This window comes from Limnohabitans sp. B9-3, from assembly GCF_002778325.1.
Taxonomy (GTDB): Bacteria; Pseudomonadota; Gammaproteobacteria; order Burkholderiales; family Burkholderiaceae_C; genus Limnohabitans; species Limnohabitans kasalickyi.
The window spans coordinates 359,609-385,319 of the sequence record NZ_NESI01000001.1 but is presented as its reverse complement, the minus strand read 5'-3'; the positions used below and the strand labels follow the sequence as shown (position 1 = coordinate 385,319).

The following is a 25,711-nucleotide window of genomic DNA, read 5'->3' as shown; positions in this document are numbered from 1 at the left end:
GATGAAGAAATGAAAAAACTTTTGACAGCTATTTTTGCGATTGCTATGGCGTTTGGCACCATGCACGCCGAAGCCTCCAAGCGCTTGGGCGGTGGCAAGTCCACGGGCCAGCAGTCCAGCAACGTGACGCAGCGTGATGCTGCCAAGCCTGCCCCCGCAGCCACACCGGCGCAGAATGCTGCGCCTGCCGCCGCTCAGCCTAAAAAATCTTGGGGTATGGGCGGCATGCTCGGCGGCTTGGCCGCTGGCTTAGGTTTGGCTTGGTTGGCGCATTCCTTGGGCTTTGGTGCAGAGTTTGGTCAAATTCTGATGTTTGCCTTGATCGCCTTGGGCGTGATGCTTGTGATTGGTATGGTCATGCGCCGTCGCCAACAGAACTCGGCGTCTAACAACAGCCCCTTCGCTTTTGAAGGCGCCGGTGCGCCAACCAACCCCAGCTCTTTGCCCCAGTACAACCCTAACAACGTAGGCAATGACTCATCAGCCCGTCCGGTCGACACACACACCAACTTCACCCCTGCGGCTGGTGGCTCGATGATTGGCGCCGCCTTAGGCAGCAATCAGACTTGGGGCATTCCAGCTGGTTTTGACACCTTAGGTTTTGTGAACGCTGCCAAGCAAAACTTCATCGCCTTGCAACAGGCTTGGGATCATTCCGACATTCCTGCTCTGCGCGTCATGATGACGGACACGATGTTGGAAGAAATCAAAGCGCAATTGGCTGAGCGCGAGGCAACGGCCAGCGGTCAAGTCAATCACACCGAAGTGGTGATGCTGGACGCGCAGATGTTGGGCATCGAAGAAGTTGGCACGTCTTACATGGCCAGCATTGAATTCTCGGGCTTGATTCGTGAAGATGCCGCAGCTGGACCTACTCCCTTCCGCGAAGTTTGGAACATGACCAAGCCCAAAGACGGTAGCTTGGGTTGGTTGGTGGCAGGCGTGCAAGCCCTGCAATAAACCTGCTGAAAATCAGGACGCTTCGAGAGATGCGTCCAAACAAGGAATAATTGGGGACTATGGCAACACAGTCCCCTTTTTCTTGGTTGGCCGACGCAGCGGATGCGCTGCGCGCCAAACTCCCTCCTCATCTTGCGTCCTCGTTCACGCCGCCCGCTTGGGTGGTGGCTGAAGTGCAGCAACGCGTGGTTTTGTTTTTGAACCATGTGTTGATGCAAGAGCCCGCGGCGCGCGATCGCTTGCAGCGCCAAAAAGGCCGCCAAGTTCAGGTGTGCTGGCGCGATCATGTGTTTCAATGTCGCTTCACACCCGCCGGTTTGCTCGAGATCGTGTCCTCGCATCCAGGCTCGGCTGTGGCCGACTTGGTGTTGCGTGTGAGCGAGCCTTCCCCGGTTGTCTTAGCTCAAACCGTCTTGCAAGGCGATAAGCCGCCCATTCGCATAGAGGGCGATGTGCAGTTGGCTGCAGAAGTCAATTGGCTCATCGACCATGTGCGCTGGGATGCTGAAGAAGATTTGGCCCGTTTGATTGGCGATGCACCCGCCCACACCGTGATGCAAAACGGTCTTCGGGTGGTTGAGGCCTTGCGCAGCTTTGTGCAACAGCGCATGACGATGAAGGCTTCGACATGACACGCTTGTTGCGCGGCATCTACATTGTTCTCATCGCCTTGCGCTACGGCTTAGATGAGTTGGTGCTCACTAGCTTCCAAAAACCGGGTTTGCGTTTGCTGGCGCGCATCGTGTCGATTGGGCGCGATTTGTCGGCCCCTCGTGGTCAACGTTTGCGTGAAGCGTTGGAGCACTTGGGCCCCATTTTTGTGAAGTTTGGACAAGTCTTGTCCACGCGCCGTGATTTGCTGCCCCCTGACATTGCCGACGAATTGGCGCACCTTCAAGACCGTGTGCCCCCTTTCCCGTCTGACGCTGCCGTCACCATCATTGAGCGTGCGTTTGGCCGCCCTTTGAACGAGGTGTTTGTCGACTTCACCCACCAGCCTGTGGCTAGCGCATCCATCGCGCAGGTGCACTTTGCTGTCATTCGAGACCGCCACGGCGTGACACGCGAAGTCGCTGTCAAGGTCCTTCGTCCCGGCATGTTGACCGTGATCGACAAAGACCTGAGCCTCATGCGCATGATGGCGGGTTGGGTGGATCGTCTATCTGCGGATGGCAAGCGCTTGAAGCCCCGCGAAGTCGTGGCCGAGTTTGACAAGTACCTGCACGACGAACTTGACTTTGTGCGCGAAGCTGCGAATGCCGCGCAGCTGCGTCGCAACATGGAAGGCCTCAACCTGGTGTTGATTCCCGAAATGATTTGGGACTTCTGCCACAGCGACGTTATCGTGATGGAGCGCATGAAGGGCGTGCCTATCAGCCAAGTCGACCGATTGCGTGCTGCGGGTGTGGATATTCCTAAACTCGCGCGTGATGGCGTGACCATCTTTTTTACCCAAGTGTTTCGCGATGGTTTCTTCCACGCCGACATGCACCCCGGCAACATCCAAGTTAGCCTCGATCCCGCCACTTTTGGCCGTTACATCTCGCTAGACTTTGGCATTGTGGGTACCCTCACGGAGACCGACAAAGAGTATTTGGCGCAAAACTTCACGGCCTTTTTCCGTCGTGATTACAAACGCGTGGCCGAGCTGCACATCGAGTCGGGTTGGGTACCCTCTGACACCCGTGTGGATGAATTGGAGTCTGCCATTCGCGCCGTGTGTGAGCCTTACTTTGACCGCCCGTTGAAAGAAATTTCTTTGGGACTGGTGCTCATGCGTTTGTTCCAAACCTCGCGCCGATTCAATGTCGAGATACAACCACAACTGGTGTTGTTGCAAAAAACCTTGCTCAACATCGAGGGTCTGGGCCGAGAGCTCGATCCCGATTTGGACTTGTGGAGCACGGCCAAACCGTTTTTGGAAACTTGGATGCTTGACCAAGTGGGCCCCAAAAAACTGTGGAAACAATTGCTGGCCGAAGCCCCACGTTACGCCAAGCTTTTGCCTGAGTTACCGCGTTTGGTGCACGACTTTTTAAAGCACCGTCAAAACGACAGCCATGCCCAGTTGCAACTGCTCATCGACGAGCAACGCCGCACCAACCGCATGTTGCATCGCCTGTTGTGGGTGGGCGCAGGCTTTTTGGTCGGCTTGGTCGTGGCGCAGGTGTTTTTAGGTTCTCACACGTTTCATTGATTTTTGGAGAGTTGACCCGTGCTGCTCACACTCGTCATCGTCTATTTGCTGGTCACCATTGCCATTGGGTTAATGGCGGCCAAACGCGTTCAAAACTCGGCGGACTTCGCCATTGCAGGCCGGCATCTGCCCATGGCCATGATCGTCACCACCACCTTTGCCACTTGGTTTGGCTCTGAGACGGTGTTGGGCATACCCGCCAAGTTTGTGAACAGCGGTTTGCACGGCGTGGTGGAAGATCCATTTGGTGCAGGTTTTTGCCTCATTTTTGTGGGGCTGTTCTTCGCGGCCAAGCTTTACCGCATGACGTTGCTCACCATCAGCGATTATTTTCGCGAGCGCTATGGCCGTACCGTCGAAGTGGCATGCTCGCTGATCATCATGGTTAGCTACCTCGGTTGGGTGTCGGCGCAAGTCACGGCCTTGGGCCTGGTCTTCAATCTCTTGTCGGATGGGGTTGTCAGCATGGAGATGGGCATGGTCATTGGTGTGGTGTCCATCTTGGCCTACACCCTGTTTGGCGGGATGTGGTCGGTGGCTGTTACCGACTTCATTCAGATGATCATCTTGGTGGTGGGGTTGTCTGTTTTGGCGGTGTTTGCGGCAGACCAAGCGGGTGGGGCTGACAAAGTGGTGGCGCTGGCCATTAGCCAAGACATGTTCAAGTTTTGGCCTGAGCCCCATCTGAAAGACATTTTGTTTTTCTTTGCCTCGGCCATCACCATCATGTTGGGTTCAATCCCCCAGCAAGATGTGTTTCAGCGCGTCATGTCGGCCAACAGCATCAAGGCCGCCACGCATGGGCCTGTGATTGGTGGCGTTTGCTATATTTTGTTTGCGTTTGTGCCCATGTTTTTGGTGGTCAGCGCCATGATCATCATGCCCGAGCAAGCAGCGGCGCTCATCGCTGACGATCCGCAAAAAGTGCTGCCCACGCTGGTGATGACCCAGATGCCATTTGTCATGCAGGTGCTGTTCTTTGGCGCTCTGTTGTCGGCCATCAAGTCGTGCGCCTCGGCCACCCTGCTGGCACCCAGCGTGACGTTCACAGAGAACATTTGGCGTCAATTTCGTCCGCACCAAAGTGACCAACAAGAGCTCAAAGCCATGCGTGTCACTGTGCTGGTGTTCAGCCTGTTTGTGCTGGGCTATGCCATTCGCATGCAAGGCACCTCCATTTATGAAATGGTGTCGGGCGCTTACCAAGTCACCTTGGTGGGCGTATTTGTACCGCTAACGTTTGGCTTGTACTGGAGAAGGGCCACCACGCAGGGTGCTATTTGTGCGATTGCGCTGGGTTTGTTGACCTGGGGCGGTGTCATGGCCACCCCTGTTGGCGAGGAGTTTCCGGCTCAATTGGCTGGCGTGTTGGCCAGTTTGGCAGGCATGGTGTTGGGCTCTTTGGGGCCACAAGCCATTCGTAATACACACAGCGGCCATCACAAATTAGCGGGCATAGTTTGACCGAGTGAGAGGCGAACGACCCGCCCGCTCGCCCGAGCGCCGCGCCCAGCCTTTTACATGGGTAGGTGCCTATAATTAGCGGTTTTACCGAATCCTCCTAGCCATGCCCATTTATGCCTACAAATGCGGGTCCTGCGGCCATGCCAAGGACGTCTTGCAAAAAATGGCCGACGATCCGTTGACCGATTGCCCAGCTTGCGGCAAGTCCACGTTTTCCAAACAACTCACCGCCGCTGGTTTCCAGCTCAAAGGCTCGGGTTGGTACGCCACCGACTTCAAAGGCGGCTCTGGCGGTACCTCAGCCCCAGCCGCTGCAACAGGTAAGGCTGACGCAGCCACAGCCACAGCCAGTGACAGCACAGCTGCCAGCAGCAGTTCAAGCAGCAGCACCGACACCGCTTCTAGCACCCCCGCCACGTCTGCCGCTTCGGGTGGCTGTGCCACAGGCTGCGCTTGTCACTGATTTTTCAAAACCATTAGGTCTTTCATGCCGATTAAAAAATACCTGCTCGCAGGCCTCTTGGTCTGGACGCCTTTGGCCATCACCGTCTGGGTGCTGACCTGGCTGGTGGGCATCATGGACGGCATCTTCATCGACACCCTCTCCAAGTTTCGTCCTTTGGTGTCGCAAGACACCGTGACGAGCATGCGCAATATGACCGGCTTGGGTGTGATCTTGGTGTTGCTGGTCCTGTTGGTCACGGGTGCATTAGCCTCCAACGTTTTGGGTAAATGGCTGGTACGTCAGTGGGACAAGTTGTTCACCAACATTCCCATCGTTAAGTCGATTTACGCCAGCGTGAAGAAGGTGTCTGACACCTTGTTTTCCAGTAACGGCAACGCGTTTCGCCAAGCTTTATTGGTGCAATACCCACACGCAGGCATGTGGACCATCGCATTTCAAACAGGCACGCCTGTGGGTGAAGTCGCTAGCAAATTAAATGGTGAACATCTGAGCGTTTACGTGCCTACCACCCCCAACCCCACCAGCGGATTTTTCTTGCTGGTGCCGCGCAGCGATGTCATCGAGCTCGATTTGAGCGTCGATGAAGCGCTGACGTACGTCATCTCCATGGGCGCCGTATCTCCTAGCGCCCCAGCACTCAACGGAAAGAGAAAATAAAAATGGCAATGCGTTCCCACTATTGCGGTCTGGTGACCGAAGCCCTGATTGGCGAAACCGTGAGCCTGTGCGGCTGGGTTAACCGTCGCCGTGACCATGGCGGCGTGATCTTCATTGACCTGCGTGACCGCGAAGGCTACGTGCAAGTGGTGTGCGACCCAGACCGCGCTGACATGTTCAACGTGGCTGAGAATGTGCGCAATGAGTTTTGTATCCAAGTCAAAGGCTTGGTGCGTGCCCGTCCTGACGGCACGACCAACGAAGGCTTGAAGAGCGGCAAGATTGAAGTGCTGTGCCATGAGCTGATCGTGTTGAACGAGTCGGTCACGCCTCCCTTCCAAATTGATGACGACAACTTGTCGGAGACCACGCGTCTCACACACCGCGTGCTCGACTTGCGTCGCCCGTACATGCAAAACAACCTGATGCTGCGCTACAAAGTGTCGATGGAAGTGCGCAAGTACTTGGACGAAAACGGCTTTGTGGATATCGAAACACCGATGCTCACCAAGAGTACGCCCGAAGGCGCGCGCGATTACCTCGTGCCAAGCCGTGTGCACGACGGCCACTTCTTTGCGTTGCCACAGTCACCTCAGTTGTTCAAGCAGTTGTTGATGGTGGCGGGCTATGACCGTTATTACCAAATCACCAAGTGCTTCCGCGACGAAGACTTGCGCGCAGACCGTCAACCTGAATTCACCCAGATTGATATTGAAACCTCGTTCTTGAGCGAGGAAGAAATCCGCGACATGTTCCAAGGCATGATCAAACGCGTGTTCCAGAAAACCATTGGCGTTGACTTGGGCGAGTTCCCGGTCATGACCTACCAAGACGCCATGCACATCTACGGCTCTGACAAGCCCGACCTGCGCGTGAAATTGCAGTTCACCGAACTGACCGACGTCATGGGCGATGTGGACTTCAAAGTGTTCTCAGGCGCTGCCAACATGAAGGGCGGCCGCGTGGTGGCCCTGCGCGTGCCCAACGGTTCGGTTGAAGGCGGCGGCATCAGCCGTGGCGAGATCGACGCTTACACCGAGTTCGTCAAGATCTACGGTGCGAAGGGCTTGGCCTACATCCGCGTGAACGAGTTGGCTAAGGGCCGTGACGGCTTGCAATCACCCATCGTGAAAAACATCCACGACGCAGCTTTGGCTGCGGTGCTCGAGCGCACAGGCGCTCAAGATGGCGACCTGATTTTCTTCGGCGCAGACAAAGCCAAGATCGTGAACGACGCCATCGGAGCCTTGCGCATCAAGATTGGCCACAGCGAGTTTGGCAAGAAGAATGGTTTGTTCGAAAGCCGTTGGGCGCCGATGTGGGTGGTTGACTTCCCGATGTTCGAGTTCGACGACGAAAGCCAGCGTTACACCGCTGTGCACCACCCCTTCACCGCGCCCAAAGACGGCCACGAAGACTGGATGGTCACTGCGCCCGAGAAGTGCATCTCCAAGGGCTACGACATGGTGTTGAACGGCTGGGAAATGGGCGGAGGCTCGGTGCGTATTCACCGCGCTGACGTGCAACAAAAAGTGTTTGACGCTTTGAAGATCACGCCCGAAGAAGCCCAACTCAAGTTCGGCTTCTTGCTCGACGCGTTGCAATACGGTGCGCCACCACACGGCGGCTTGGCCTTCGGTTTGGACCGCATCGTGACCTTGATGACCGGTGCAGAGTCGATCCGTGACGTGATTGCTTTCCCCAAGACACAACGCGCGCAGTGTTTGCTCACGCAAGCACCGAGCCCTGTGGACGAAAAACAGTTGCGCGAATTGCACATTCGTTTGCGCAATTTGGATGCTGCAAAAGCCTAAACAGCACTGACACTTTCACGCCAAACGCCACCCTCGGGTGGCGTTTGTCTGTGTGCTGCCGTACGCAAAAAACTCAATTTGCATTCTTGGGCAAATATTGTCCACGGCGTGATGCTTGTTCCTACACTGACCTTTTATTCGGCATTGCCACGAAGGATCAGGGACATGAGCAACACGCAAAAACTAGCCCAAGCCCCAGCCCAAATTTCAGGGCAATGCCCTGTCATGCACGGTGCCAACACCCAAGTGGCCAACACCCCCATGGCTTGGTGGCCCAACGCGTTGAACTTGGACATCTTGCACCAGCACGACGCCAAGACCAACCCGATGGATGCGGGCTTTGACTACCGCGAAGAAGTCAAAAAGCTCGATGTGCCTGCGCTCAAGCAAGACCTCACCGCGCTCATGACCGATAGCCAATATTGGTGGCCCGCTGACTGGGGCCACTACGGCGGTTTGATGATTCGCATGGCTTGGCACTCAGCCGGGTCTTACCGCATTGCCGATGGCCGTGGCGGAGCAGGCACCGGCAACCAACGTTTTGCGCCGCTCAACTCGTGGCCCGACAACGTCAACCTCGACAAAGCCCGTCGCCTGCTGTGGCCCATCAAGAAAAAATACGGCAACCGGCTCAGCTGGGCCGACCTCATCGTGCTCGCGGGCAACGTCGCCTACGAATCGATGGGCCTCAAGACCTTTGGTTTCGCCTTTGGCCGTGAAGACATTTGGCACCCCGAGCAAGACATCAACTGGGGCGCTGAAAAAGAGTGGCTGGGCGCTACACGCTATGACAGCGACAGCCGCGAGTCGCTCGAAAATCCTTTGGCCGCTGTGCAAATGGGTTTGATTTACGTGAACCCCGAAGGCGTCAACGGCCAGCCTGACCCGTTGAAGACGGCACACGATGTGCGCCTGACCTTCAAGCGCATGGCCATGAACGACGAAGAAACCGTGGCCCTCACCGCAGGCGGCCACACCGTAGGCAAAGCGCACGGCAACGGCCGCGCACTCAATTTGGGGCCTGTGCCCGAAGCCGCCGAGGTGGCCGAGCAAGGCTTGGGCTGGATCAACCACACCACCCGCGCCTTGGGCCGCGATACCGTGTCGAGCGGCCTCGAAGGTGCATGGACCACGCACCCCACCCGCTGGGACCACGGCTATTTCCGCATGCTGCTCAACCACGACTGGCAACTCACCAAGAGCCCAGCTGGCGCCTGGCAGTGGGCACCCGTCAGCATCTTGGAAGAAGAGAAACCGGTGGATGTGGAAGACCCATCCATCCGCGTGCAACCCATGATGACCGATGCCGACATTGCCCTGAAGCTGGACCCTGCGTACCGCGTGATCTTGGAGCGTTTTGCCAAAGACCCCGATGACTTTGACCAAGTGTTTGCCCGCGCATGGTTCAAGCTGACACACCGAGACTTGGGCCCCAAGGCCCGCTACATCGGCCCCGAAGTGCCGCCAGAAGACCTGATCTGGCAAGACCCCGTGCCGGCGGGCAACACCGACTACGACGAGGCCGAGGTCAACACCAAAATCGCAGCCAGCGGTTTGAGCGTGAGTGAGTTGGTGGCCACCGCGTGGGACAGCGCGCGCACCTTCCGCCACTCTGACAAACGCGGCGGTGCCAACGGTGCGCGCATTCGCTTAGCCCCGCAAAAAGACTGGGCAGGCAACGAACCCCAGCGCTTAGCCAAAGTGCTCAAGGTGCTGGAAGGCATTGCCGCGCACACCGGTGCCAGCGTGGCCGACGTGATTGTGTTGGCGGGTAATGTGGGCGTGGCGCAAGCCGTCAGCGCAGCAGGCTTTGACATCCCCATGCCCTTCCAACCCGGCCGAGGCGACGCCACCGAGGCCATGACCGATGCCGAGTCGTTTGCTGTGCTCGAACCCGTGCATGATGGTTTTCGCAACTGGATTCAAAGCACCCACTTGGGCAGCCCCGAAGAGCTGCTGTTAGACCGTGCGCAGCTCATGGGCCTCACCGCCCCTGAAATGACGGTCTTGGTGGGCGGCATGCGTGTGTTGGGTGTCAACCACGCAGGCTCACAACACGGCGTATTCACCGACCGTGTGGGTGTGCTCAGTAATGATTTCTTCGTTCACCTCACCGACATGGCGTATGAATGGAAGCCGACTGGCCGCAACGCGTATGACCTGTGCCACCGCAAAACAGGCCAAATGAAGTGGAGCGCCACACGGGCGGATTTGGTATTTGGTTCCAACTCGGTGCTGCGCGCCTACGCCGAGGTCTATGCCCAAGACGACAACCGTGAAAAGTTGGCCCGTGACTTTGTGGCGGCTTGGACCAAGGTGATGAACGCAGATCGTTGCTAAAACGAGCCGGTTGACATTGCAAAAATACTCCGCTTAGCTCAAAGCTGCACCCACAACGCCAAATCCACGCCTGCGGGGACCGTGTAATCCGCCACCACCCAAGCCCGTGTGGGGTGTGTGCTCATGTCTTGTAAAAAGTCCTGAACGGCTTGGATGGACACCGCGTCGAGTGACACAAACGGTTGGTCCAGCAAGGTCACCGTGGCACCCGAGGCCAGTGCGCCTGCAAGAGCCACTTTGCGCCGGCTGCCGGTGGACAACATGAAGAGTTGTTTGTGCGTGTGCTCGCGCAGACTCAGGGCGTCTATCAGTTCTTGCAGCAAGGTAGCGTCGAAATGAGGGAAGCTTTTTTGCCACGCATCCCAACACGCTTGGGCTGTGTCCTTGTCTCGATCAGGTAGTTTCAAATCGCACCAAAACACCTGTCCTTGGTAAGCTGCGGCCAATTGGTGTAACAAGTGAGTTTTGCCTTGACCTTCGTCGCCGACCACGGCAGTCACGCCCGGATTGAGGGTGAGAACCGGATGGTCATTCTCTGTGTTGTGGGTGTGTGGGAGCATCATGTCCAAGATGTTAGCGGTGGTGCCGAGTTAGTTCTTTTTGTCACATGCGTGTCTGATTCGGCAGGTGAGTAAGGGTTTTCTAGATGAAAGATTACCTTACTCATTCTTACGATGCATGCAGGGAATATTCCCTTCAACCGATTAAAGGTGACTTGTGAACTTGATCAAACTCTCCGCGCTCGCTCTGGCTGTGTCAGCGCTGGCCACCACCTCTGCCACCGCCCAAGACAAAAACCTGTCGACGCTTCAACGCATGGGCAATACGGCCACCAATATGGTCATTCCGACGGTGCCCCAAGAAGGCAAGAACGCGGATGCCATTCGTGCCAACCTGAAGAAAGTCAAGCTGCCAGACGGCTTCAAGATTGACCTGTACGCCGTGGTGCCCGATGCACGCTACATGGCTGTTGCACCTTCCACCAACATGCTTTTTGTCGGCACGCGCAAGACCACGGTCTGGGCTGTGACCAACCGCAACAACGGCGATGCTGCGACCGAAGTCAAAGCCTTTGCGCCTTCCATCAAGTTCAGCAACCCCAACGGCGTTTGCTTCACCAAAGACGGTTTCCTGGTGGTTGCGGAATCCAACCGCATCATGCATTTCCCAGCGGCCGAATACTTCTATGAAGGTCCAGATGTGGCGGTGGACATGGTTGTCCCTGAAGGCAAACTGATTCCCGTTGAAGAGCAGTCCTTCAACCACACCGGTCGGGTTTGCAAAGTGGCCAACGACGGCAAAATTTACGTGACCATGGGTCAGCCCTACAACGTGCAGCCGAAAGACAAGGTCGACTTGTACGAGCAATTGGGCATTGGTGGCGTTTTGCGCTTCAACGGTCTGGACGGCTCCGGTCGCACGGTCTATTCCAAGGGCATGCGTAATCCGGCCGGCATCTCGATCGGGCCTAAGGGCGACATCTGGGCCACCGACAACCAAGTGGACGGTTTGGGCGACGACATCCCACCCGGCGAGTTGAACAAACTCACCAAGGCGGGTGAGCACTTTGGCTTCCCTTATTTCAATGGTCGATTCAAAGTGGCAGGCTCTGCTGCAGCGCCTGACCTCAAGGACATGAAAGAGCCCGCAGGTGCGATTCACCCGCAAGTTGAATTCCCTGCCCATCAAGCACAACTGGGTTTGACCCACTACACCGGCACGGCTTTCCCTAAGAAGTACCAAGGCGGTTTGTTTGTGGCTTCGCATGGCTCATGGAACCGCACCACACCGTCCGGTTACTTGATCAACTTCGTGCCGATCAAAGCCGATGGTTCAGCAGGCCCCTCGGAGGTGTTTGCCGATGGTTTCTTGGACCCAGTCACCAAGCGCGCTCTGGCACGCCCTGTGGACGTCGTCAACTTGCCCGACGGCTCCATCTTGGTGTCTGACGACTACGCTGGCGCGCTCTACCGCATCAGCTACGCCGGCAATTGATCTTGCCGTGATGCAAGCCTTGTGCTTGTAGCGTAACCCCGCGGGGCCTCCATGTGAGGCCCCGTTTTTTGAGAGGTCTTCATGAAAAAAATATGGTTTGTTTCATTGCTGCTGACCGCGTTCAGCTGCTTGGCCGACGATGTCGCTGCAGGTCGCGCCAAAGCCGATGTGGCCTGTGCCCTGTGTCATGGCCCTAATGGCATCGCCACCTTGCCCAATGCCCCTAATTTGGCAGGCCAGCAAGCCCTTTACTTGAGTGAGCAGCTCAAAAGTTACCGCAGCGGTCAGCGACAAAACGCGGTCATGGGCGTCATCTCCAAGCCGCTCACCGATGCTGAAATTGCGCAACTCTCCGCTTGGTACAGCGCGATCAAAGTGACGGTTGAGTTACCTTGATGTAGCCCCTTTTTGAGGGGCTGATTCTCTCAAGGGCTGTGATGAACTAGGATGAACCCTAGTATGACGATCTCCCAATTCCCCGCCCACTTTTGTCCGCTGCCTCACACGCCACGTCACTTGGCGTACAGCGAGGTGGGCGATGTCAACAGCACGCACGTGCTGCTGTGCTTGCCGGGACTGTTAGAAACCCGTGCCTCGTTTGATCCTTTGTTGCAGTCGGCCCAAGGCGTGCGCGGGCTGCGTGTGATCAGCTTGGAATATGGCGGCCGGGGAGATTCGAGCGCGTTACCGGGTGATCAGGGCTACGCCATGTCGGTGTATTTGGCCGACACTTTGGATTTCATCAAGCAAGTGGTTTTGCGCGATGACGGCGTGGTGACGCGTTTGGAGGTGTTGGGCACCAGCATGGGCGGCATTTTGGCGATGTATTTGGCGCATGAATTGGGCCCACGCGTGGATGGTCTGTTCTTCAACGACATCGGTCTGAGCTTGCATTGGTTGTCGATTTACGGCTTGTACGACGGTATGAAAGTGCAGGGCAGTTTGCCTAAGCCCGAGGTGTTGGCTGCTCGGCTCCATGTCACGTTGGGGGCTGTGGTGTCGGCGCAGTCACCTGACCATTTTGATTTGCCTTACCGAAAGGATTGGAAGGGCATGAAGTTTGGGCACTTGTTGCGCAATTTTCATGGGCCCATGCGACTCATTCACGGTGGTGCGTCAGGTGTGTGTCCTTCCAGTCAAGTGCGTGAGATGCAGCAGGCCTTTGCGCAATGTGAGGTGTTGGAGGTGATGGGGGCCGGTCACCCCGCGCCGTTCACGCCGGCGGTGTGTCAGTTTGTGCTGAAGGCTTTGAGCGAAGCGCCGGTCGATGCGGCCTTCACAGCGGCCCGACAAGCCCAAGAAGACACCGAGCGTGGCTTTTGGCCGTGGATCAAACGGCGTTACCAAGGCGCCACAAGGATGTGACTTCCTTGGCCCGCGCGGCATGCAGCGGGTCAGACACATCAGCCGCTTTGCCATGACGCGGACGCACATCGTGGCGGCCCAGCACGGTCAAGCCACCCTCGGCGATCCAGCCCAGCAGCTCTTCGCGTGAGCGCAGGCCCAAGTGCTCCGCTAAATCCGACAAGATCAGCCAACCTTCGCCTTGCGGGCTCAAGTGTTCGCGCAAGCCCGATAAAAACCCACGCAACATGCGGCTGCCTTCGTCGTACACCGCATGCTCAATCGGTGAGCTGGGTCGGGCGGGCACCCATGGTGGGTTGCACACCACCAGGGGCGCTTGGCCCTCGGGGAACAAGTCCGCTTGCACCAGTTCCACTTTGTCGATGCGTTGCAAGCGTTTCAGGTTCTCGCGGGCGCAGGTGAGGGCGCGCGGGTCGAGGTCGGTGGCAACGATGCGCTGCACCCCGCGTTTGGCCAGCAAGGCCGAGAGCACGCCAGTGCCTACGCCAATGTCAAAGGCCAAGGTTTTGTCGGGCAAGGGCGTGCTGGCCACCAAGTCGAGGTATTCGCCGCGCACGGGCGAGAACACGCCGTAGTGCGGGTGAATGCGGTTGTTCGGTGGCTCGCCTAGCGCAGGAATCTCAAGGCCCTTCTTACGCCATTCGTGGGCGCCTACGAGCCCTAATAGCTCACGCAGCGACACCATGCAGGCTTCGCCCGCTGCTGGGCCCCAAGCCTCGGTGCAGGCTTGGCGTAAATCGGGCGCGCGGCGCAGCGGGATGGTGTAGTCGCCGTTGAGGGGCACCAGCACCATGCCCAAGGTGCGGGCGCGTTGGCCCAAGGCTTGGCGGTGCAGATGAAAGTTTTGGGCGGCAGAGGCGGCTGCCAAGGTCGCGGCTGATGCGTCCGTTGAAGGTGTTGCTTCTTCGGTCTTGCTGGTTTTGCTGACTTTGCGCGGCTTGCGCTCAGCGCGGCGCATGAGGGCTTGCAGCAATTGGCGGGCGTTGTGAAAGTCACCTTGCCACAACAGACCCGTGCCCTCGCAGGCCAAGCGGTAGGCCGAATCGGCCGACAAGGTGTCGTCGGCGCGCACCACGCGGCGTGGCGCAGGCGCGCCGCTTTCGGCGCGCCAAGTGGGTAAGTCAGTGAGAGGTTCGGGAGCTTGGGACATGGCGCGCATCATAGAGGCGCGCTAGGCCGCGAGGTATGCGGCCGCCCCAAGCGTGAGGCACTTAGAAATTCAGGACTGCGCCGATTTGCCAGCGTTGGCTGCGTGGCTCCACCCACAATTGGCTGCCTGATCGGACGGTGTTGGAGTCGCCCAAACTGGTGAATCGCACGAAGGGTGACAAGCGGGTGCCATCTTCTAACTTCAAGCTGGTGCTGGCTTGCATGTAAGCACCGCTTTTTTGGGTGTTGTGAATGTCTGCATTGATTGAATTGGCTTGTGACAAGCGGGAGGTGTGTGTGCCGCGCAGTAGCAGGCCGCCTTCAAGTTCCCAAGCTGCAGCGCTGGTCCAGCGCACAGGCAACCAAATTTGGGTGGCGAGTCGCTCGTAACCTGCGTGGTTGGTGGTGGTGGTGCCGCGCAAATCGTTCCACAGGGTGTGTAGGCCCAAGCCTGCGGAGAGGCCTTCTTGGCCTTCCCCTGTTCGATAAACGGGGGCCAACGCACGCCAGCGGGTTTCGACGTTGAGCACGCCGTTCAAATCGCCTGTGCCGTTGCTGGTGTATTTTTGGCGCCCTAGCAGCACGTCGCCTTCCAGTTGCCAGTTGGGCAGCATGTTGACGCCGCTGAGGCGTGCATGCAATCCGATTTCTGTGCCCAAAAGCTGCATTTTTGACTCGGTGTAGCGGTTCAGCCCCAAGCTCATGCCCCATTGCACTTTGGGCTCGGCATTGCTGGGTGCCGTGTTGTCGTTGGCCAATGCTGATGAGCAAGTCAGCACAAGGGTGGAAATAAGTAAGAAAGTATTGGTTTTCATCATGCCTAGTTTGTATCAGATTTTTCTGACATGGGTGTGGCGCGGGTCTGAGGCACACTCAGACGCATCCAAATGCAAACCTTCAAAGTCGCCACTTACAACATTCACAAAGGCGTGCAGGGCTTGGGGCCCGCGCGTCGTTTGGAAATTCATAACCTCGGCCATGCGGTCGAGCAGTTCGATGCAGACATCATTTGCCTGCAAGAAGTACGCGCTTTCAACCACCGCCATGCGCGGCGTTTTGCGCATTGGCCCGCCTTGGGTCAAGCGGACTTTTTAGCGCCTGAGGGCTACACCTCGGTGTACCGCACGAATGCCATCACCCGTCATGGCGAGCACGGCAATGCCTTGCTGAGCCGTTGGCCGGTGTTGACGCAGAGTCACGAAAACATGTCGGACCACCGCTTCGAGCAGCGCGGTTTGTTGCACGTGGCCTTACGCGTGCAAGCGCGCGAGGTGCATGTGGTGGTGGTGCATCTGGGCCTGTTGCCTGCTAGTCGCGTGCGGCAAATCAAGCAGCTGCACGACTACATCTCGCGTGAGGTCCCAGCCGATATGCCCTTGCTGGTGGCGGGCGACTTTAACGATTGGGGCAGCACCATCAGCCGGATGATGGCGGGGGTGGACTTGCACACCAATGTTGATACGCCTGCCCCGACCTATCCCTCGCGTTTGCCATTGGTTCAGCTCGACCATGTCTATGCACGTGGCGTGCACATTGTTGGCACGCAAGTGCCCAAAGGTGGCATTTGGGGCCGCATGTCTGACCATTTGCCGCTGCTGGTGGAATTGGCTTGGGAGCAGCCTTGACCGCATCACACGCGTCTGCCGTCCCTACACACTCTGTGCGTTTGCTCGTCGGAGCCGTGGACTTGTTTCCCGCCTTGGTTGAGGCCATTGATGCCGCCCAGCACGAAGTTTGGTTAGAGACCTATATTTTCAGCACGGTAGGCGCAGGGGCTGATGTGGCCGAAGCTTTGATGGCCGCAGCGCAGCGTGGTGTGGTGGTGCGCGTGGTGGTGGACGGCGTGGGCACAGGCCAATGGCCGGCCGATTGGTCACAGCGTTTGGCCCAATCGGGGGTGCAGTGGCGGGTTTTTTCGCCTTTGAACCGGTTGGGGCTGACGGTGCCCAGCCGCTGGCGGCGCTTGCACCGCAAGCTGTGCGTGGTGGATGCGCAAGTGGCCTTTTGTGGCGGCATCAATATCTTGGATGATTTTTTAGACCCGCATGTGCATGGCTTGATGGCATCCCCGCGCTTGGACTACGCCGTTCAAATGCGCGGTCCGTTGGTCAACGACGTGCAAGACACCATGACACAACTGTGGTCACGCATGGAAGCGGTGCGCGATTTGCGTCACCAAGATTTGGCCGGGGCTCTCGAGGCACTGCGCTTGGCCAACCCCTTGCGACAAGCGTCTGTGCGTGGGCGTGCGCAATTGGTGCTGCGCGACAACGTTCGCCACCGCAGCGAGATTGAACGCACCTACCGCAAAGCCATTGGCACCGCGCACCACGAGGTGGTGGTTGCCAGCGCTTACTTCTTTCCCGGCCTGCGTTTACGCCGTGCCTTGGTGATGGCAGCCAAGCGCGGTGTACGCGTGCGTTTGTTGCTGCAGGGCCAATACGAGTATTTGCTGCCTTACCGCGCCTCGCGACAGTTGTATGGGCAGCTGATGTCGGCGGGTGTGGAAATTTACGAGTACCACGCCAGTTACTTGCACGCCAAAGTCGCAGTCATTGACAGCCGTTGGGCCACGGTGGGCTCGTCCAACCTCGATCCTTTGAGCCTATTGCTGGCCCGCGAAGCCAATGTGGTGGTGCGCGATCCAGCATTTGCCCGCGATTTGCAGGCGAATTTGGAGGCGGCCATGCATGCAGGCGCCCGTCGCGTGGAGCCACACGACTACCTTCACCGGCCTTGGCTGCAGCGTGGCTTAGATGTTTTTGCGGCTTGGGTGTTGCGCTTTGGCGTATTTTTGACAGGCAAACGTTACTGAATGAGGGTATTTGTTCACTGCTACCATCAAGCCCATGAATGAGAATGACAACTTTGAAGGCACGCCCGTTTCTGTCAAGATTCGCGAGCGCATTGCCGCCGCCCGCAAGCGATTTCACTCCAATGACAACATCGCTGACTTTATTCAGCCCGGTGAGTTGGAGGCCTTGCTTGATGAAGTCGAAACCAAAATGCAAGGCGTCCTTGACAGTTTGGTGATCGACACCGAGCACGACCACAACACCGGCGAAACTGCTCGCCGTGTGGCCAAGATGTATTTGCAAGAGGTCTTCAAAGGCCGCTATGTCAAAGCACCGGCCATTACCGAATTTCCCAACGCCGAGCATCTCAATGAGCTGATGATCGTTGGCCCCATCACCGTGCGCAGCGCTTGCAGCCACCACTTTTGCCCCGTCATTGGCAAGATTTGGATTGGCGTGTTGCCCAATGAGCGCACCAACGTGATTGGCTTGTCTAAATACGCGCGCTTGGCCGAATGGGTCATGGGCCGTCCACAAATTCAAGAAGAGGCCGTGGTGCAGTTGGCCGACCTTATTCAAGAAAAAACCCAACCCGATGGCTTGGCCATCGTGATGGAAGCCAGCCATTTCTGCATGTCATGGCGCGGCGTGAAAGACATGGACAGCAAGATGCTCAATTCCGTCATGCGCGGTGCGTTCTTGAAAGACCCCAACTTGCGCCGTGAGTTCTTGTCTTTGATCCCCAAATAAGGATAAGTCCCATGTTGATTCGTTTGTTGTACGTCAGCCGTTCGGTCAAACCCGAAACCCCCGAAGAGACTGAATCTATTCTCAACAGCTCGCGTGAGCACAACATCAGCAACGGCATCACTGGCGTTCTGTGTTTTGGTGGCGGCATTTATTTGCAAGCCATCGAAGGTGGCCGCAACCAGGTCAACGCGCTGTACACCCACATCGTCAAAGACCCGCGCCACAAAGACGTGGTGATCTTGGCCTATGAAGAAATTTCCGAACGCCGCTTTGGCGGTTGGACCATGGGCCATGTGCGCCTCGATAAACTCAACCCGTCTATCGTGTTGAAGTACTCCGAAACCCCCGAACTCGACCCATACGGCGTGTCGGGCAATGTGTCGTTCGCGCTGCTGGAAGAGTTGATGGCCACCGCATCCATCGTCGGTCGCGCTTAATTGGGGTCAGATCCCCATTAATTTGGCATGAATCTCATTGGCTGCGATTTCAGCAGCAGCCCCACCAAACGCAAACCCATCGTCGTGGCTCTCGGCCACGCCAATGCTGGCCGTGTGCAGCTGCAAAGTCTGCAGCGGTTCGACACCCTTGGATCTTTTGCCGATTGGCTGAAACTTCCGCAAGCTTGGGTGGGTGGCTTTGACTTGCCCTTTGGCTTGCCCCGCGAACTGGTTGAAACGCTAGGCTGGCCCACCGATTGGCTGGCGTTTATGCAGCACTACACCGCACTCAGCCGCGCTGAGATACGCGACACCTTCAAGTCCTTTTGCGATGCGCGACCCGTGGGGGGCAAGTTTGCCCATCGCGCTACAGACACGCCTGCAGATTCTAGTCCATCCATGAAGTGGGTCAACCCGCCTGTGGCCTACATGCTGCATGCGGGGGTGCCGCTGTTGATAGATGCGGGTGTGACGTTGCCACGCTTGCATGTGCCTGATGTGTTGACCCGCGCTACTTCGCTGGAGGCTGCCTCCGCACAGTCAGTACGGATTGCCTTGGAAGCCTATCCCGGCCTTCTTGCGCGTGAGCTGATCGGCAACACCAGCTACAAAAGCGACGACAAAGCCAAGCAAACGCCCGAGCGATTGATTGCCCGCAAGCAACTGCTACAAGCCTTAGAAGTGGGCCAAACCCGTTTGGGCCTGCGCCTCAAACTCACCCACGCCCAGCACGACACCTTGGTCGATGACGCGAGTGGCGACTGCTTAGACGCTGTCCTTTGCATGGTGCAAGCCGCATGGGCGCAAGCCCAGCACGAAGCGGGGCATGCGCAATACGGGCTACCCGAATGCGATTCGCTAGAAGGTTGGATCGTGACGGCTTAAAAGGCTCAGAGTTCCCACTTCGATTAGGGAATTTTTTAAATACACCAACCCATATCTTCAGGCAGCGTCTCCAGCTGGCGCAGTTGTGCAATCGCCTCCGCATCCGTCCGGTACATATGCAGCCCCACATGCGCTTGCAGGCAGCCTGCGCGGCGCAGCACGGTTTCTACCGGTAGCTTTAGGCCACTGATGTGCAAACTGATGCCGCGTTCGCGCAGCATGGCCTCAAGTTTGCTGACCATTTCCACACCGGTGGCATCGATGCGGTTGATGGGGATGGCAAACAGGCACACATGTTGGGTATCTGGATGCAGGCTGAGGTGTTCGACGATGGCGCGCTCCAAGCTGCTGGCCGCGGCAAAGTCCAGCTCGGCGTCCATGCGCAGGGCATAGAGGTGGTTGGTCAAAGGCGGCAGTTTCCACAGATGGCGATCGCGCAAGCTGCCATCGGCGTGCAGGCCAATTTCGATGATGCGGGGATGGAGGCGTTGGTACAAAAAGTGCGCCAGAGTCATCAACACGCCTGCCAGCACGCCCCAGTAAATGGCGGGGGCGTTGATGAGGGTGATGACAAAGGTCAGCCCAGCTGTGATGGCCTCAGCGCGAGAAACGCGCCACAACGCCCGAAAGTGCTTGGGTTGAAACAGGTTGAGCACTGCCACGATGACGGCGGCTGACAGCACCGAGCGCGGTACAAATTGCAGCGCAGGCATCAACAGCAACAGGCTGACCAAGACGCACCCAATGCTGAATAAGGTGGCCCAGCCAGATCGAGCGCCGGCGTACAACATCAGCGCCGAGCGTGAAAACGAGGTGCTGGTGGCAAAGCTGCCGCACAGGCCCGAGGCCAGTTTGGCCAAGCCTTGGCCGACGAGTTCGAGGTTGTCGTTCCAGCGTTTGCCGTCCCGTTGGCATTCAATGCGGGCGCTGGAGGCAGTTTCTAAAAAGCTCACCAAGGCAATCACCATGGCGGGCACCCAGAGTTGATTGAGTTCGTGCAGGCCCGGCCATTCAGGCCAGACCAAAGCGGGCAGTCCGCCCGGTAGCAAGCCCACCACGCTGCCGTGTTGGCTGTAGTCGCTCACATAGCCCAGCAAGGAGGCAAAGCCCACCACCAGCATGATGCCCGGCCAGCGCGGCGCAAAGCGGCGCAGTAACAGCAACAGCGCCAAGCTTGTCAGGCCAAAAAGCGCTGGCCAGCCTTGCAGCCAATTGACCCAAAGTGTGAGGTCCCATTGCCAACTTTTGACGCCTAGCAGTGCGGGCACTTGAGAGGCCATGATGAGCAGCGCGGCAGCTTGCGTGAAGCCCATCAGCACGGGGGCACTGATGAGGTTGAGTAACCAGCCATAGCCGCCCAAGCCCAGCCCTAACTGAATGGCACCCGACATGAGCGACAGCCACACCGCCAGCGCCACCCATTCGGGCGAGCCGGGTTCGGCCAAGCCGTTGAGCGACGCGGCAATCAGAACACAGGTCAAGGCAGCAGGTCCGACTGACAAGCGGTTGGCACTGCCAAACAGCAGGGCCAACAACGCAGGCAACAAACAGGTGTAGAGCCCCGTCACCAAAGGCATGCCGGCTAGGCCCGCGTAGGCCACAGCCTGCGGCACCATCACCAGTGCCACGGTCAGGCCCGCCAACAGCTCAGTGCGCGCGAGCTCACGGGTTAAGACTGGCCAAGTGTGTAAACGAAAAAACTGTTTCAAAAACGTCATGCCGCATCTTAAGGCTGTATATCAGCGCTGAGGCATATGTTTAATTCCGTAGCCCAAGCTGATGGTGGCGTCTTCGGGAATCGCCGGCATGGTTTGCTGCCAGGCTTCCCATTGCGCGCACATGGCTTGCAATCGCTCGGGCTGGTGAAAGCCCAGGTTGGCACGTTCGCGCGCATCGTTCACCACATTGAACAGGTAGTCGTTGCCGTCTACGCGCAAGTATTTCCAGTCGCCGTCACGCATGGCACGCTGGCCACGGTGGTTCATGCGCCAGTGCATACGGCGCTCAAACTGGTGGCTGGGTTCTTGCAACACCGGTAGCAACGACACGCCGTCCAGCGGGTAGTCCGGGTCGGCACCAACGCCTGCGGCATCGAGCAAAGTGGCTGACCAGTCCATGGTCATGCAGTGTTGTTCGCTCACGCTGCCGGGCGCAATGGTGGCAGGCCAGTGCGCGATCCAAGGCACACGAATGCCACCTTCGGTCAAGTCCATCTTGCCGCCGACCAAGGGCCAGTTGTCGCTGAAGCGCTCACCGCCGTTGTCGCTGGTGAAGACGATCAGCGTGTTGTCGAGTTGGCCCAGATCTTTCAAGGTCTTCACCAACTTGCCAATGCCTTCGTCCATGTGGTGAATCATGCGGCGATAAGTGTGGATGTTGCCGCCGTGCAGGTGGAAGATGTTGGCTTTGATCTCTTGCGCCAACGCTTCGTCGTCGCGTGTTTCCCAAGGCCAGTGAGGGGCCGTGTAATGCAGGCTCATGAAAAATGGCGCGTCTTGGGTGGCCATGCGCTGCACGTAATCGACGGCACGCTCGGTGATGAGGTCTGTCAGGTAGCCGCGCTCTTCGGTCAGCTCGTTGCCTATCCACAGGTCATGCACGCCGCTGGAGTCGCAGTGGGTGAAGTAGTCCACACCACCCGCCATGGGGCCAAAAAATTCGTCGTAGCCCGATAACTGCGGGCCAAAATTTGGCGCGTAGCCTAAGTGCCATTTGCCCATCAGCGCGGTGCGGTAGCCACTGGCTTTTAAGAGCGAGGGCAGGCTGGGGTGCTCCGGTGGCAGGCCGAGGGTGTCACTGCCGCGGCTTTTGCTGCTGATCGGTTCTTCGGCCGCGCCGCGCAAACGGTATTGGTAGCGCGCTGTCATCAAGGCAAAGCGGGTGGGCGAGCACACAGGCGAGTTGGAATATCCCTGTGTGAATTTGATGCCGTTGGCGGCGAGTTGGTCGAGCACGGGGGACACGGGGCCAAACTCGGCGTCGCGGCCTCCGTAGCAGCCAAGGTCGGCGTAGCCCAAGTCGTCGGCCACGATGAAGATGAGGTTAGGACGCGTCATTCGATTTGCATGCCAGTCGATTTGATGATGGGGGCGTAGCGGTTGCGCAGATTTTCTAAATGTTGGGCGGCAGCAGAGCCAGTTTCTGCCTCAATCACCAAGTCTTGCGCTTCAAGTCGTGCTTTGATGTCGGGGCGCGCCAAAGCGTCTGCCATCGCTTTTTGCAGAACGGTCATCACCTCGGGTGGCGTGGCAGCCGGCACCATCGCGACGTACAGCACTTCGAGCGACAACTCTTTCAAGCCCACCTCGGCAACCGTGGGGATGTCGGGGGCCAGCGCGGAGCGTTTGCGACTGGTCACAGCAAGTGCATTCATCTTGTCGGCTTTGACAAACGGCAACATGCCGGGTGTGGCCAACACACCGCCGTCTACCTCACCCGCAACCACGGCGGTGACTGCTGGGGTGTTGCCTTTGTAGGGCACATGGATCACTTTGACTTTGGCCGCGTCGCCCAAAATTTCTGCCGCCAAATGGCCTGGGCTACCGTTGCTGCCTGAACTGAAGGTCAGGCCTTTGCCGCGTCCGCGAGCGATCAAGTCGTTCATGGTTTTGATGCCGGTGCTGGGGTTCACACCCAGCAACAGGCCCGACGACGCAATCACCATCACGGGCTTGAGGTCCGTGAGTTTGTAAGGGATGTTTTTGTAGATGGCGGGATTGATCGTGAAGGTGGTGTCGATGCCAATCAGCACCGTGTGGCCATCGGGTGTGCTTTTGGCCACCAGGTCCGCCCCTAAGTTGCCACCTGCGCCGGGTTTGTTTTCGACCACAAACGTTTGTTTGAGGCTGAGTTGCATGGCCTCAGCCAGGGCGCGTGCCAAAACATCGGATGGCCCGCCGGGTGGAAAGCTGTTGATTAATTTAACGGGCTTGCTTGGAAAGCTCGGCGCTTGCGCCAAAGCTGTGGCGAAGGGGCTGATGCAGGCGATGGCGAGTGCCGCCGTGCGTAGGAATGCGTGTCTGTGTTTCATGGCGTGTGAAGTGGGTTAGTCCAGCGAAACGCCGGTGGCTTTGATGGGTTTTTCCCAGCTGTTTAAATCGGCTTTTTGTGCGGTAGCCAAGTCTGCACCGTTGGAGCCGATGGCCTCGTAACCGAGCTTGAGCATGCGTTCACGCATGGCGGGATCGTTCATGGCTTTCATCGCCGATTTCTCCAAGCGTTGCAAGACCTCCAGTTTTAGGTGTGCGGGCCCGTACATGGCAAACCAGGCGGTGGCCTCCATGGGGATGCCGGCCTCTCTCAAGGTCGGAATTTCTGGGACTTGCGGGTCACGTTTGGCACCCGTCACGGCGATGATGCGGACCTTTTGGTTGCGGTGTAGTTCGGCAGTTTCCGACACCACGTCAAACTTGTAGCCAATGTGGCCACCCAGCAAGGCATTGTTGGCAGGCGCGCCCCCTTGAAATGGTACATGGTTGAGCGAGATGCCTGCGGCTTGTTCGAACATCACGCCCATGAAGTGGGGCAGGGTGCCCAGGCCCGGTGTGCCATAGCTCGCGTTGTTGGGGTCGGTGCGCGATTTGGCGATCATTTCAGCCATGGTCTTGACGTTGGTGGCGGGGCCAGAGACGATGCCAAACTGAAAGCGGGCGAGCTGCGACACGGGGGTGAAATCTTTCACCGCGTCGTAGTCCAGTTTTTTATAAACGTGTGGGAACAAAACCATCGGACCACTGGGCAGCACGATCACGGTTTGACCGTCGGGCTTGGCGGCCTTGACAAAGTTCAAGGCAATGCGTCCACCTGCGCCCGGTTTGTTGTCGACCGTGATGGTGCTGAAGTCGTCACGCATGCCATCCGCCATCAGCCGCGCCAAGGTGTCCGCGGAGCCACCCGGCGGAAAACCGACCACAATTTTGAGCGCCGGCTTGTCTTGCGCCTGCACCACAGGCAGCCATGACAAGCTGGCTAGCAGCGTGAAGCAGAGGTGTTGAAGTTTGAATGTCATCGTGAGTCAGCTCAAGGTTGGCAACCCTCACAATGTAGATGCCAGAACGTTGGTTTTACCAACCCGTGGCACCCCTCGGAAACCCTGATGCTAAAACGCACCCCCTTCTTGCTCCTCGACGTCGTCGGCGCTTTGCCCTTGAGCCGCCTGGTCATTTGGGTGTGCTGTTGGGTGAGCGCGTCTGCGCTGGCCTGGCCCGGCGTGGTCACGCATGTGAGCGATGGCGACACGGTGTGGGTGCAACCGCTGCAAGGCGGAGAGGCTCAAAAAATACGTTTGCTGGGGTTGGATGCGCCCGAGGTGTGTCAAGTTTGGGGGCCGCAGTCGCGTGAGGCCTTGCATGGGCTGCTGCAGGGGCAATGGGTAGAGGTGCAAGGTCGTCACCACGACACCTATGGCCGATTGCTCGCAAATATCTTTCGACAAGGGCATGACGTGGGGGCCTGGATGGTGGCGCAAGGCCATGCTTGGTCGTCCAGTTACCAGCACCGCACTGGGCCTTATGACGCGCTGCAGATGCAGGCGCAAAGTCAGCGCTTGGGCTTGTTTGCCGATGGGCGGGCTGTGCCGCCTCGGGCGTTCAGAAAGCGTTTTGGTGCTTGCCAATGAGAATGCTGACGTGCGGGATGCACAGCCTGGGTGAAGCCATAGCGTTTCGCTGAAGCGTCAGTGGCTTTGCCCGCAGACCGGGCAGTTGGGGTTGCGCTTCACCCGCATTTCGTTCCATTCCATGCCGCGACCATCCAGCATTTGCAAGCGGCCCACCAAGCGTGAGCCCATGCCGGTGATGAGCTTGACCGTCTCCATAGACTGCATGGTGCCAATCACGCCCACGAGCGGCGCGAGCACACCCATGGTGGCGCAGCGTACTTCTTCAGGCGCAGTGTCAGGCGGGAAGATGCAGGCGTAGCAGGGCGATTGCGCGTCGCGTGCGTCATAGACCGCCAACTGCCCATCCATGCGGATGGCAGCACCTGAGACCAGCGGCACTTGGTGCTTCACGCAGGCTGCATTGACGGCTTGGCGGGTGGTGAAGTTGTCGCAGCAATCGACCACCACGTGCACGGTGGGCACCAAGTGGTCGAGTTCGGTGGCGTCGAGTTGGTGAGCCAGTGCGGTGATGCGCACCTCGGGGTTGAGGGCGTGCATGGCCTTCGCAGCAGACGTCACCTTGGCTTCGCCAACGCGGTCGGTGCTGTGGGCAATTTGACGTTGCAAGTTGGTCAGATCAACCGTGTCGTGGTCGGCGATGGTGATGTGGCCTACACCGGAGGCGGCCAAATACAAAGCGACAGGGGAGCCCAAGCCCCCCGCACCGACGATCAACACATGGCTGTCTATGAGTTGCTGCTGCCCCTCAATGCCCACCTCGTCGAGCAAGATGTGGCGCGAGTAGCGCAGCAGTTGGTCGTCATTCACCGCAAAACCA

Annotated in this window: 25 protein-coding genes; 17 read left to right on the top strand and 8 right to left on the bottom strand. The window is 58.1% G+C overall.

Annotation, left to right across the window (positions count from 1 at the left end; all coding sequences use genetic code 11):
- Nucleotides 1-9 precede the first annotated feature (9 nt).
- The 8 genes from B9Z42_RS01925 (at nucleotide 10) to katG (ending at nucleotide 9,898) form a co-directional block, all read left to right on the top strand.
- A complete protein-coding gene (locus tag B9Z42_RS01925) occupies nucleotides 10-960 on the top strand; it encodes a Tim44 domain-containing protein (protein WP_100131635.1) in 951 nt (316 codons plus the stop codon).
- 59 nt (nucleotides 961-1,019) lie between these two features.
- Complete coding sequence (locus B9Z42_RS01920; RefSeq protein WP_100131634.1) at nucleotides 1,020-1,592, top strand: hypothetical protein; 573 nt, start codon at nucleotides 1,020-1,022, stop codon at nucleotides 1,590-1,592.
- Nucleotides 1,589-3,157: a ubiquinone biosynthesis regulatory protein kinase UbiB gene (gene ubiB / locus B9Z42_RS01915; RefSeq protein ID WP_100131633.1), complete on the top strand. Its 1,569-nt coding sequence runs from the start codon at nucleotides 1,589-1,591 to the stop codon at nucleotides 3,155-3,157. Before B9Z42_RS01920 ends, ubiB begins: the two co-directional genes overlap by 4 nt.
- A gap of 18 nt (nucleotides 3,158-3,175) precedes the next feature.
- Nucleotides 3,176-4,621 (top strand): sodium:solute symporter family protein, encoded by a 1,446-nt coding sequence (locus B9Z42_RS01910; RefSeq protein WP_100131632.1) that lies wholly within the window; start codon nucleotides 3,176-3,178, stop codon nucleotides 4,619-4,621.
- Nucleotides 4,622-4,724: 103 nt separating this feature from the next.
- Nucleotides 4,725-5,084 carry an FmdB family zinc ribbon protein gene (locus B9Z42_RS01905; RefSeq protein ID WP_100131631.1) on the top strand — a complete coding sequence of 120 codons (360 nt, stop codon included), beginning with the start codon at nucleotides 4,725-4,727 and terminating at the stop codon, nucleotides 5,082-5,084.
- Between the two features lie 24 nt (nucleotides 5,085-5,108).
- Entirely contained in the window at nucleotides 5,109-5,744 is a 636-nt protein-coding gene (locus B9Z42_RS01900) for a DUF502 domain-containing protein (protein ID WP_100131630.1), read from the top strand.
- A gap of 2 nt (nucleotides 5,745-5,746) precedes the next feature.
- Nucleotides 5,747-7,558, top strand: coding sequence for an aspartate--tRNA ligase (gene aspS, locus B9Z42_RS01895; protein WP_100131629.1), 1,812 nt, complete (start codon nucleotides 5,747-5,749; stop codon nucleotides 7,556-7,558).
- 165 nt (nucleotides 7,559-7,723) lie between these two features.
- Entirely contained in the window at nucleotides 7,724-9,898 is a 2,175-nt protein-coding gene (katG, locus tag B9Z42_RS01890; RefSeq protein WP_100131628.1) for a catalase/peroxidase HPI, read from the top strand.
- 38 nt (nucleotides 9,899-9,936) lie between these two features.
- Here katG and B9Z42_RS01885 read toward each other — a convergent pair whose 3' ends face one another.
- Nucleotides 9,937-10,461 carry an ABC transporter ATP-binding protein gene (locus B9Z42_RS01885; RefSeq protein ID WP_100131627.1) on the bottom strand — a complete coding sequence of 175 codons (525 nt, stop codon included), beginning with the start codon at nucleotides 10,459-10,461 and terminating at the stop codon, nucleotides 9,937-9,939.
- Between the two features lie 154 nt (nucleotides 10,462-10,615).
- Between B9Z42_RS01885 and B9Z42_RS01880 the strand changes: the two genes are divergently transcribed.
- The 3 genes from B9Z42_RS01880 (at nucleotide 10,616) to B9Z42_RS01870 (ending at nucleotide 13,258) form a co-directional block, all read left to right on the top strand.
- Nucleotides 10,616-11,893, top strand: coding sequence for a sorbosone dehydrogenase family protein (locus tag B9Z42_RS01880; RefSeq protein ID WP_369806817.1), 1,278 nt, complete (start codon nucleotides 10,616-10,618; stop codon nucleotides 11,891-11,893).
- An 81-nt stretch (nucleotides 11,894-11,974) separates the two neighbouring features.
- On the top strand, nucleotides 11,975-12,289 hold the full coding sequence (locus tag B9Z42_RS01875) for a cytochrome c (RefSeq protein ID WP_100131626.1): 315 nt from the start codon (nucleotides 11,975-11,977) through the stop codon (nucleotides 12,287-12,289).
- A gap of 63 nt (nucleotides 12,290-12,352) precedes the next feature.
- On the top strand, nucleotides 12,353-13,258 hold the full coding sequence (locus B9Z42_RS01870) for an alpha/beta fold hydrolase (protein ID WP_158235885.1): 906 nt from the start codon (nucleotides 12,353-12,355) through the stop codon (nucleotides 13,256-13,258).
- On the opposite strand, the gene B9Z42_RS01865 is transcribed toward B9Z42_RS01870, so the two are convergent.
- Together B9Z42_RS01865 and B9Z42_RS01860 are read right to left on the bottom strand one after the other, a co-directional pair.
- Nucleotides 13,224-14,408 carry a class I SAM-dependent methyltransferase gene (locus B9Z42_RS01865; RefSeq protein ID WP_100131818.1) on the bottom strand — a complete coding sequence of 395 codons (1,185 nt, stop codon included), beginning with the start codon at nucleotides 14,406-14,408 and terminating at the stop codon, nucleotides 13,224-13,226. The genes B9Z42_RS01870 and B9Z42_RS01865 overlap by 35 nt on opposite strands.
- Before the next feature lie 61 nt (nucleotides 14,409-14,469).
- Nucleotides 14,470-15,222, bottom strand: coding sequence for a hypothetical protein (locus tag B9Z42_RS01860; RefSeq protein WP_233203483.1), 753 nt, complete (start codon nucleotides 15,220-15,222; stop codon nucleotides 14,470-14,472).
- A gap of 72 nt (nucleotides 15,223-15,294) precedes the next feature.
- On the opposite strand from B9Z42_RS01860, the gene B9Z42_RS01855 reads away from it, so the two are divergent.
- The 5 genes from B9Z42_RS01855 to B9Z42_RS01835 are packed head-to-tail and all read left to right on the top strand — an operon-like array spanning nucleotide 15,295 to nucleotide 19,274.
- Nucleotides 15,295-16,032, top strand: a complete 738-nt coding sequence (locus B9Z42_RS01855; RefSeq protein ID WP_100131623.1) for an endonuclease/exonuclease/phosphatase family protein — start codon at nucleotides 15,295-15,297, stop codon at nucleotides 16,030-16,032.
- The gene (gene clsB, locus B9Z42_RS01850) at nucleotides 16,029-17,222 is read left to right on the top strand and encodes a cardiolipin synthase ClsB (RefSeq protein ID WP_233203482.1); all 1,194 of its coding nucleotides are present in this window, start codon (nucleotides 16,029-16,031) and stop codon (nucleotides 17,220-17,222) included. Before B9Z42_RS01855 ends, clsB begins: the two co-directional genes overlap by 4 nt.
- 34 nt (nucleotides 17,223-17,256) lie before the next feature.
- Nucleotides 17,257-17,952, top strand: coding sequence for a GTP cyclohydrolase I (folE, locus tag B9Z42_RS01845; RefSeq protein WP_100131817.1), 696 nt, complete (start codon nucleotides 17,257-17,259; stop codon nucleotides 17,950-17,952).
- An 11-nt stretch (nucleotides 17,953-17,963) separates the two neighbouring features.
- Nucleotides 17,964-18,389, top strand: coding sequence for a BLUF domain-containing protein (locus B9Z42_RS01840; RefSeq protein WP_100131621.1), 426 nt, complete (start codon nucleotides 17,964-17,966; stop codon nucleotides 18,387-18,389).
- A gap of 27 nt (nucleotides 18,390-18,416) precedes the next feature.
- Nucleotides 18,417-19,274, top strand: a complete 858-nt coding sequence (locus B9Z42_RS01835) for a DUF429 domain-containing protein (RefSeq protein WP_100131620.1) — start codon at nucleotides 18,417-18,419, stop codon at nucleotides 19,272-19,274.
- Nucleotides 19,275-19,309: 35 nt separating this feature from the next.
- Here B9Z42_RS01835 and B9Z42_RS01830 read toward each other — a convergent pair whose 3' ends face one another.
- Genes B9Z42_RS01830 through B9Z42_RS01815 form a run of 4 tightly spaced genes read right to left on the bottom strand, consistent with a single transcriptional unit; the run spans nucleotide 19,310 to nucleotide 24,282 of the window.
- On the bottom strand, nucleotides 19,310-20,992 hold the full coding sequence (locus B9Z42_RS01830) for a SulP family inorganic anion transporter (protein ID WP_100131619.1): 1,683 nt from the start codon (nucleotides 20,990-20,992) through the stop codon (nucleotides 19,310-19,312).
- Nucleotides 20,993-21,013: 21 nt separating this feature from the next.
- Entirely contained in the window at nucleotides 21,014-22,330 is a 1,317-nt protein-coding gene (locus B9Z42_RS01825; protein ID WP_100131618.1) for a sulfatase, read from the bottom strand.
- A complete protein-coding gene (locus B9Z42_RS01820) occupies nucleotides 22,327-23,304 on the bottom strand; it encodes a tripartite tricarboxylate transporter substrate binding protein (RefSeq protein ID WP_100131617.1) in 978 nt (325 codons plus the stop codon). Before B9Z42_RS01820 ends, B9Z42_RS01825 begins: the two co-directional genes overlap by 4 nt.
- 15 nt (nucleotides 23,305-23,319) lie before the next feature.
- Nucleotides 23,320-24,282: a tripartite tricarboxylate transporter substrate-binding protein gene (locus B9Z42_RS01815; RefSeq protein ID WP_100131616.1), complete on the bottom strand. Its 963-nt coding sequence runs from the start codon at nucleotides 24,280-24,282 to the stop codon at nucleotides 23,320-23,322.
- Between the two features lie 87 nt (nucleotides 24,283-24,369).
- On the opposite strand from B9Z42_RS01815, the gene B9Z42_RS01810 reads away from it, so the two are divergent.
- Complete coding sequence (locus B9Z42_RS01810; RefSeq protein ID WP_100131615.1) at nucleotides 24,370-24,891, top strand: thermonuclease family protein; 522 nt, start codon at nucleotides 24,370-24,372, stop codon at nucleotides 24,889-24,891.
- Nucleotides 24,892-24,948: 57 nt separating this feature from the next.
- On the opposite strand, the gene B9Z42_RS01805 is transcribed toward B9Z42_RS01810, so the two are convergent.
- Entirely contained in the window at nucleotides 24,949-25,701 is a 753-nt protein-coding gene (locus tag B9Z42_RS01805) for a molybdopterin-synthase adenylyltransferase MoeB (protein WP_100131614.1), read from the bottom strand.
- Between the last annotated feature and the right edge of the window lie 10 nt (nucleotides 25,702-25,711).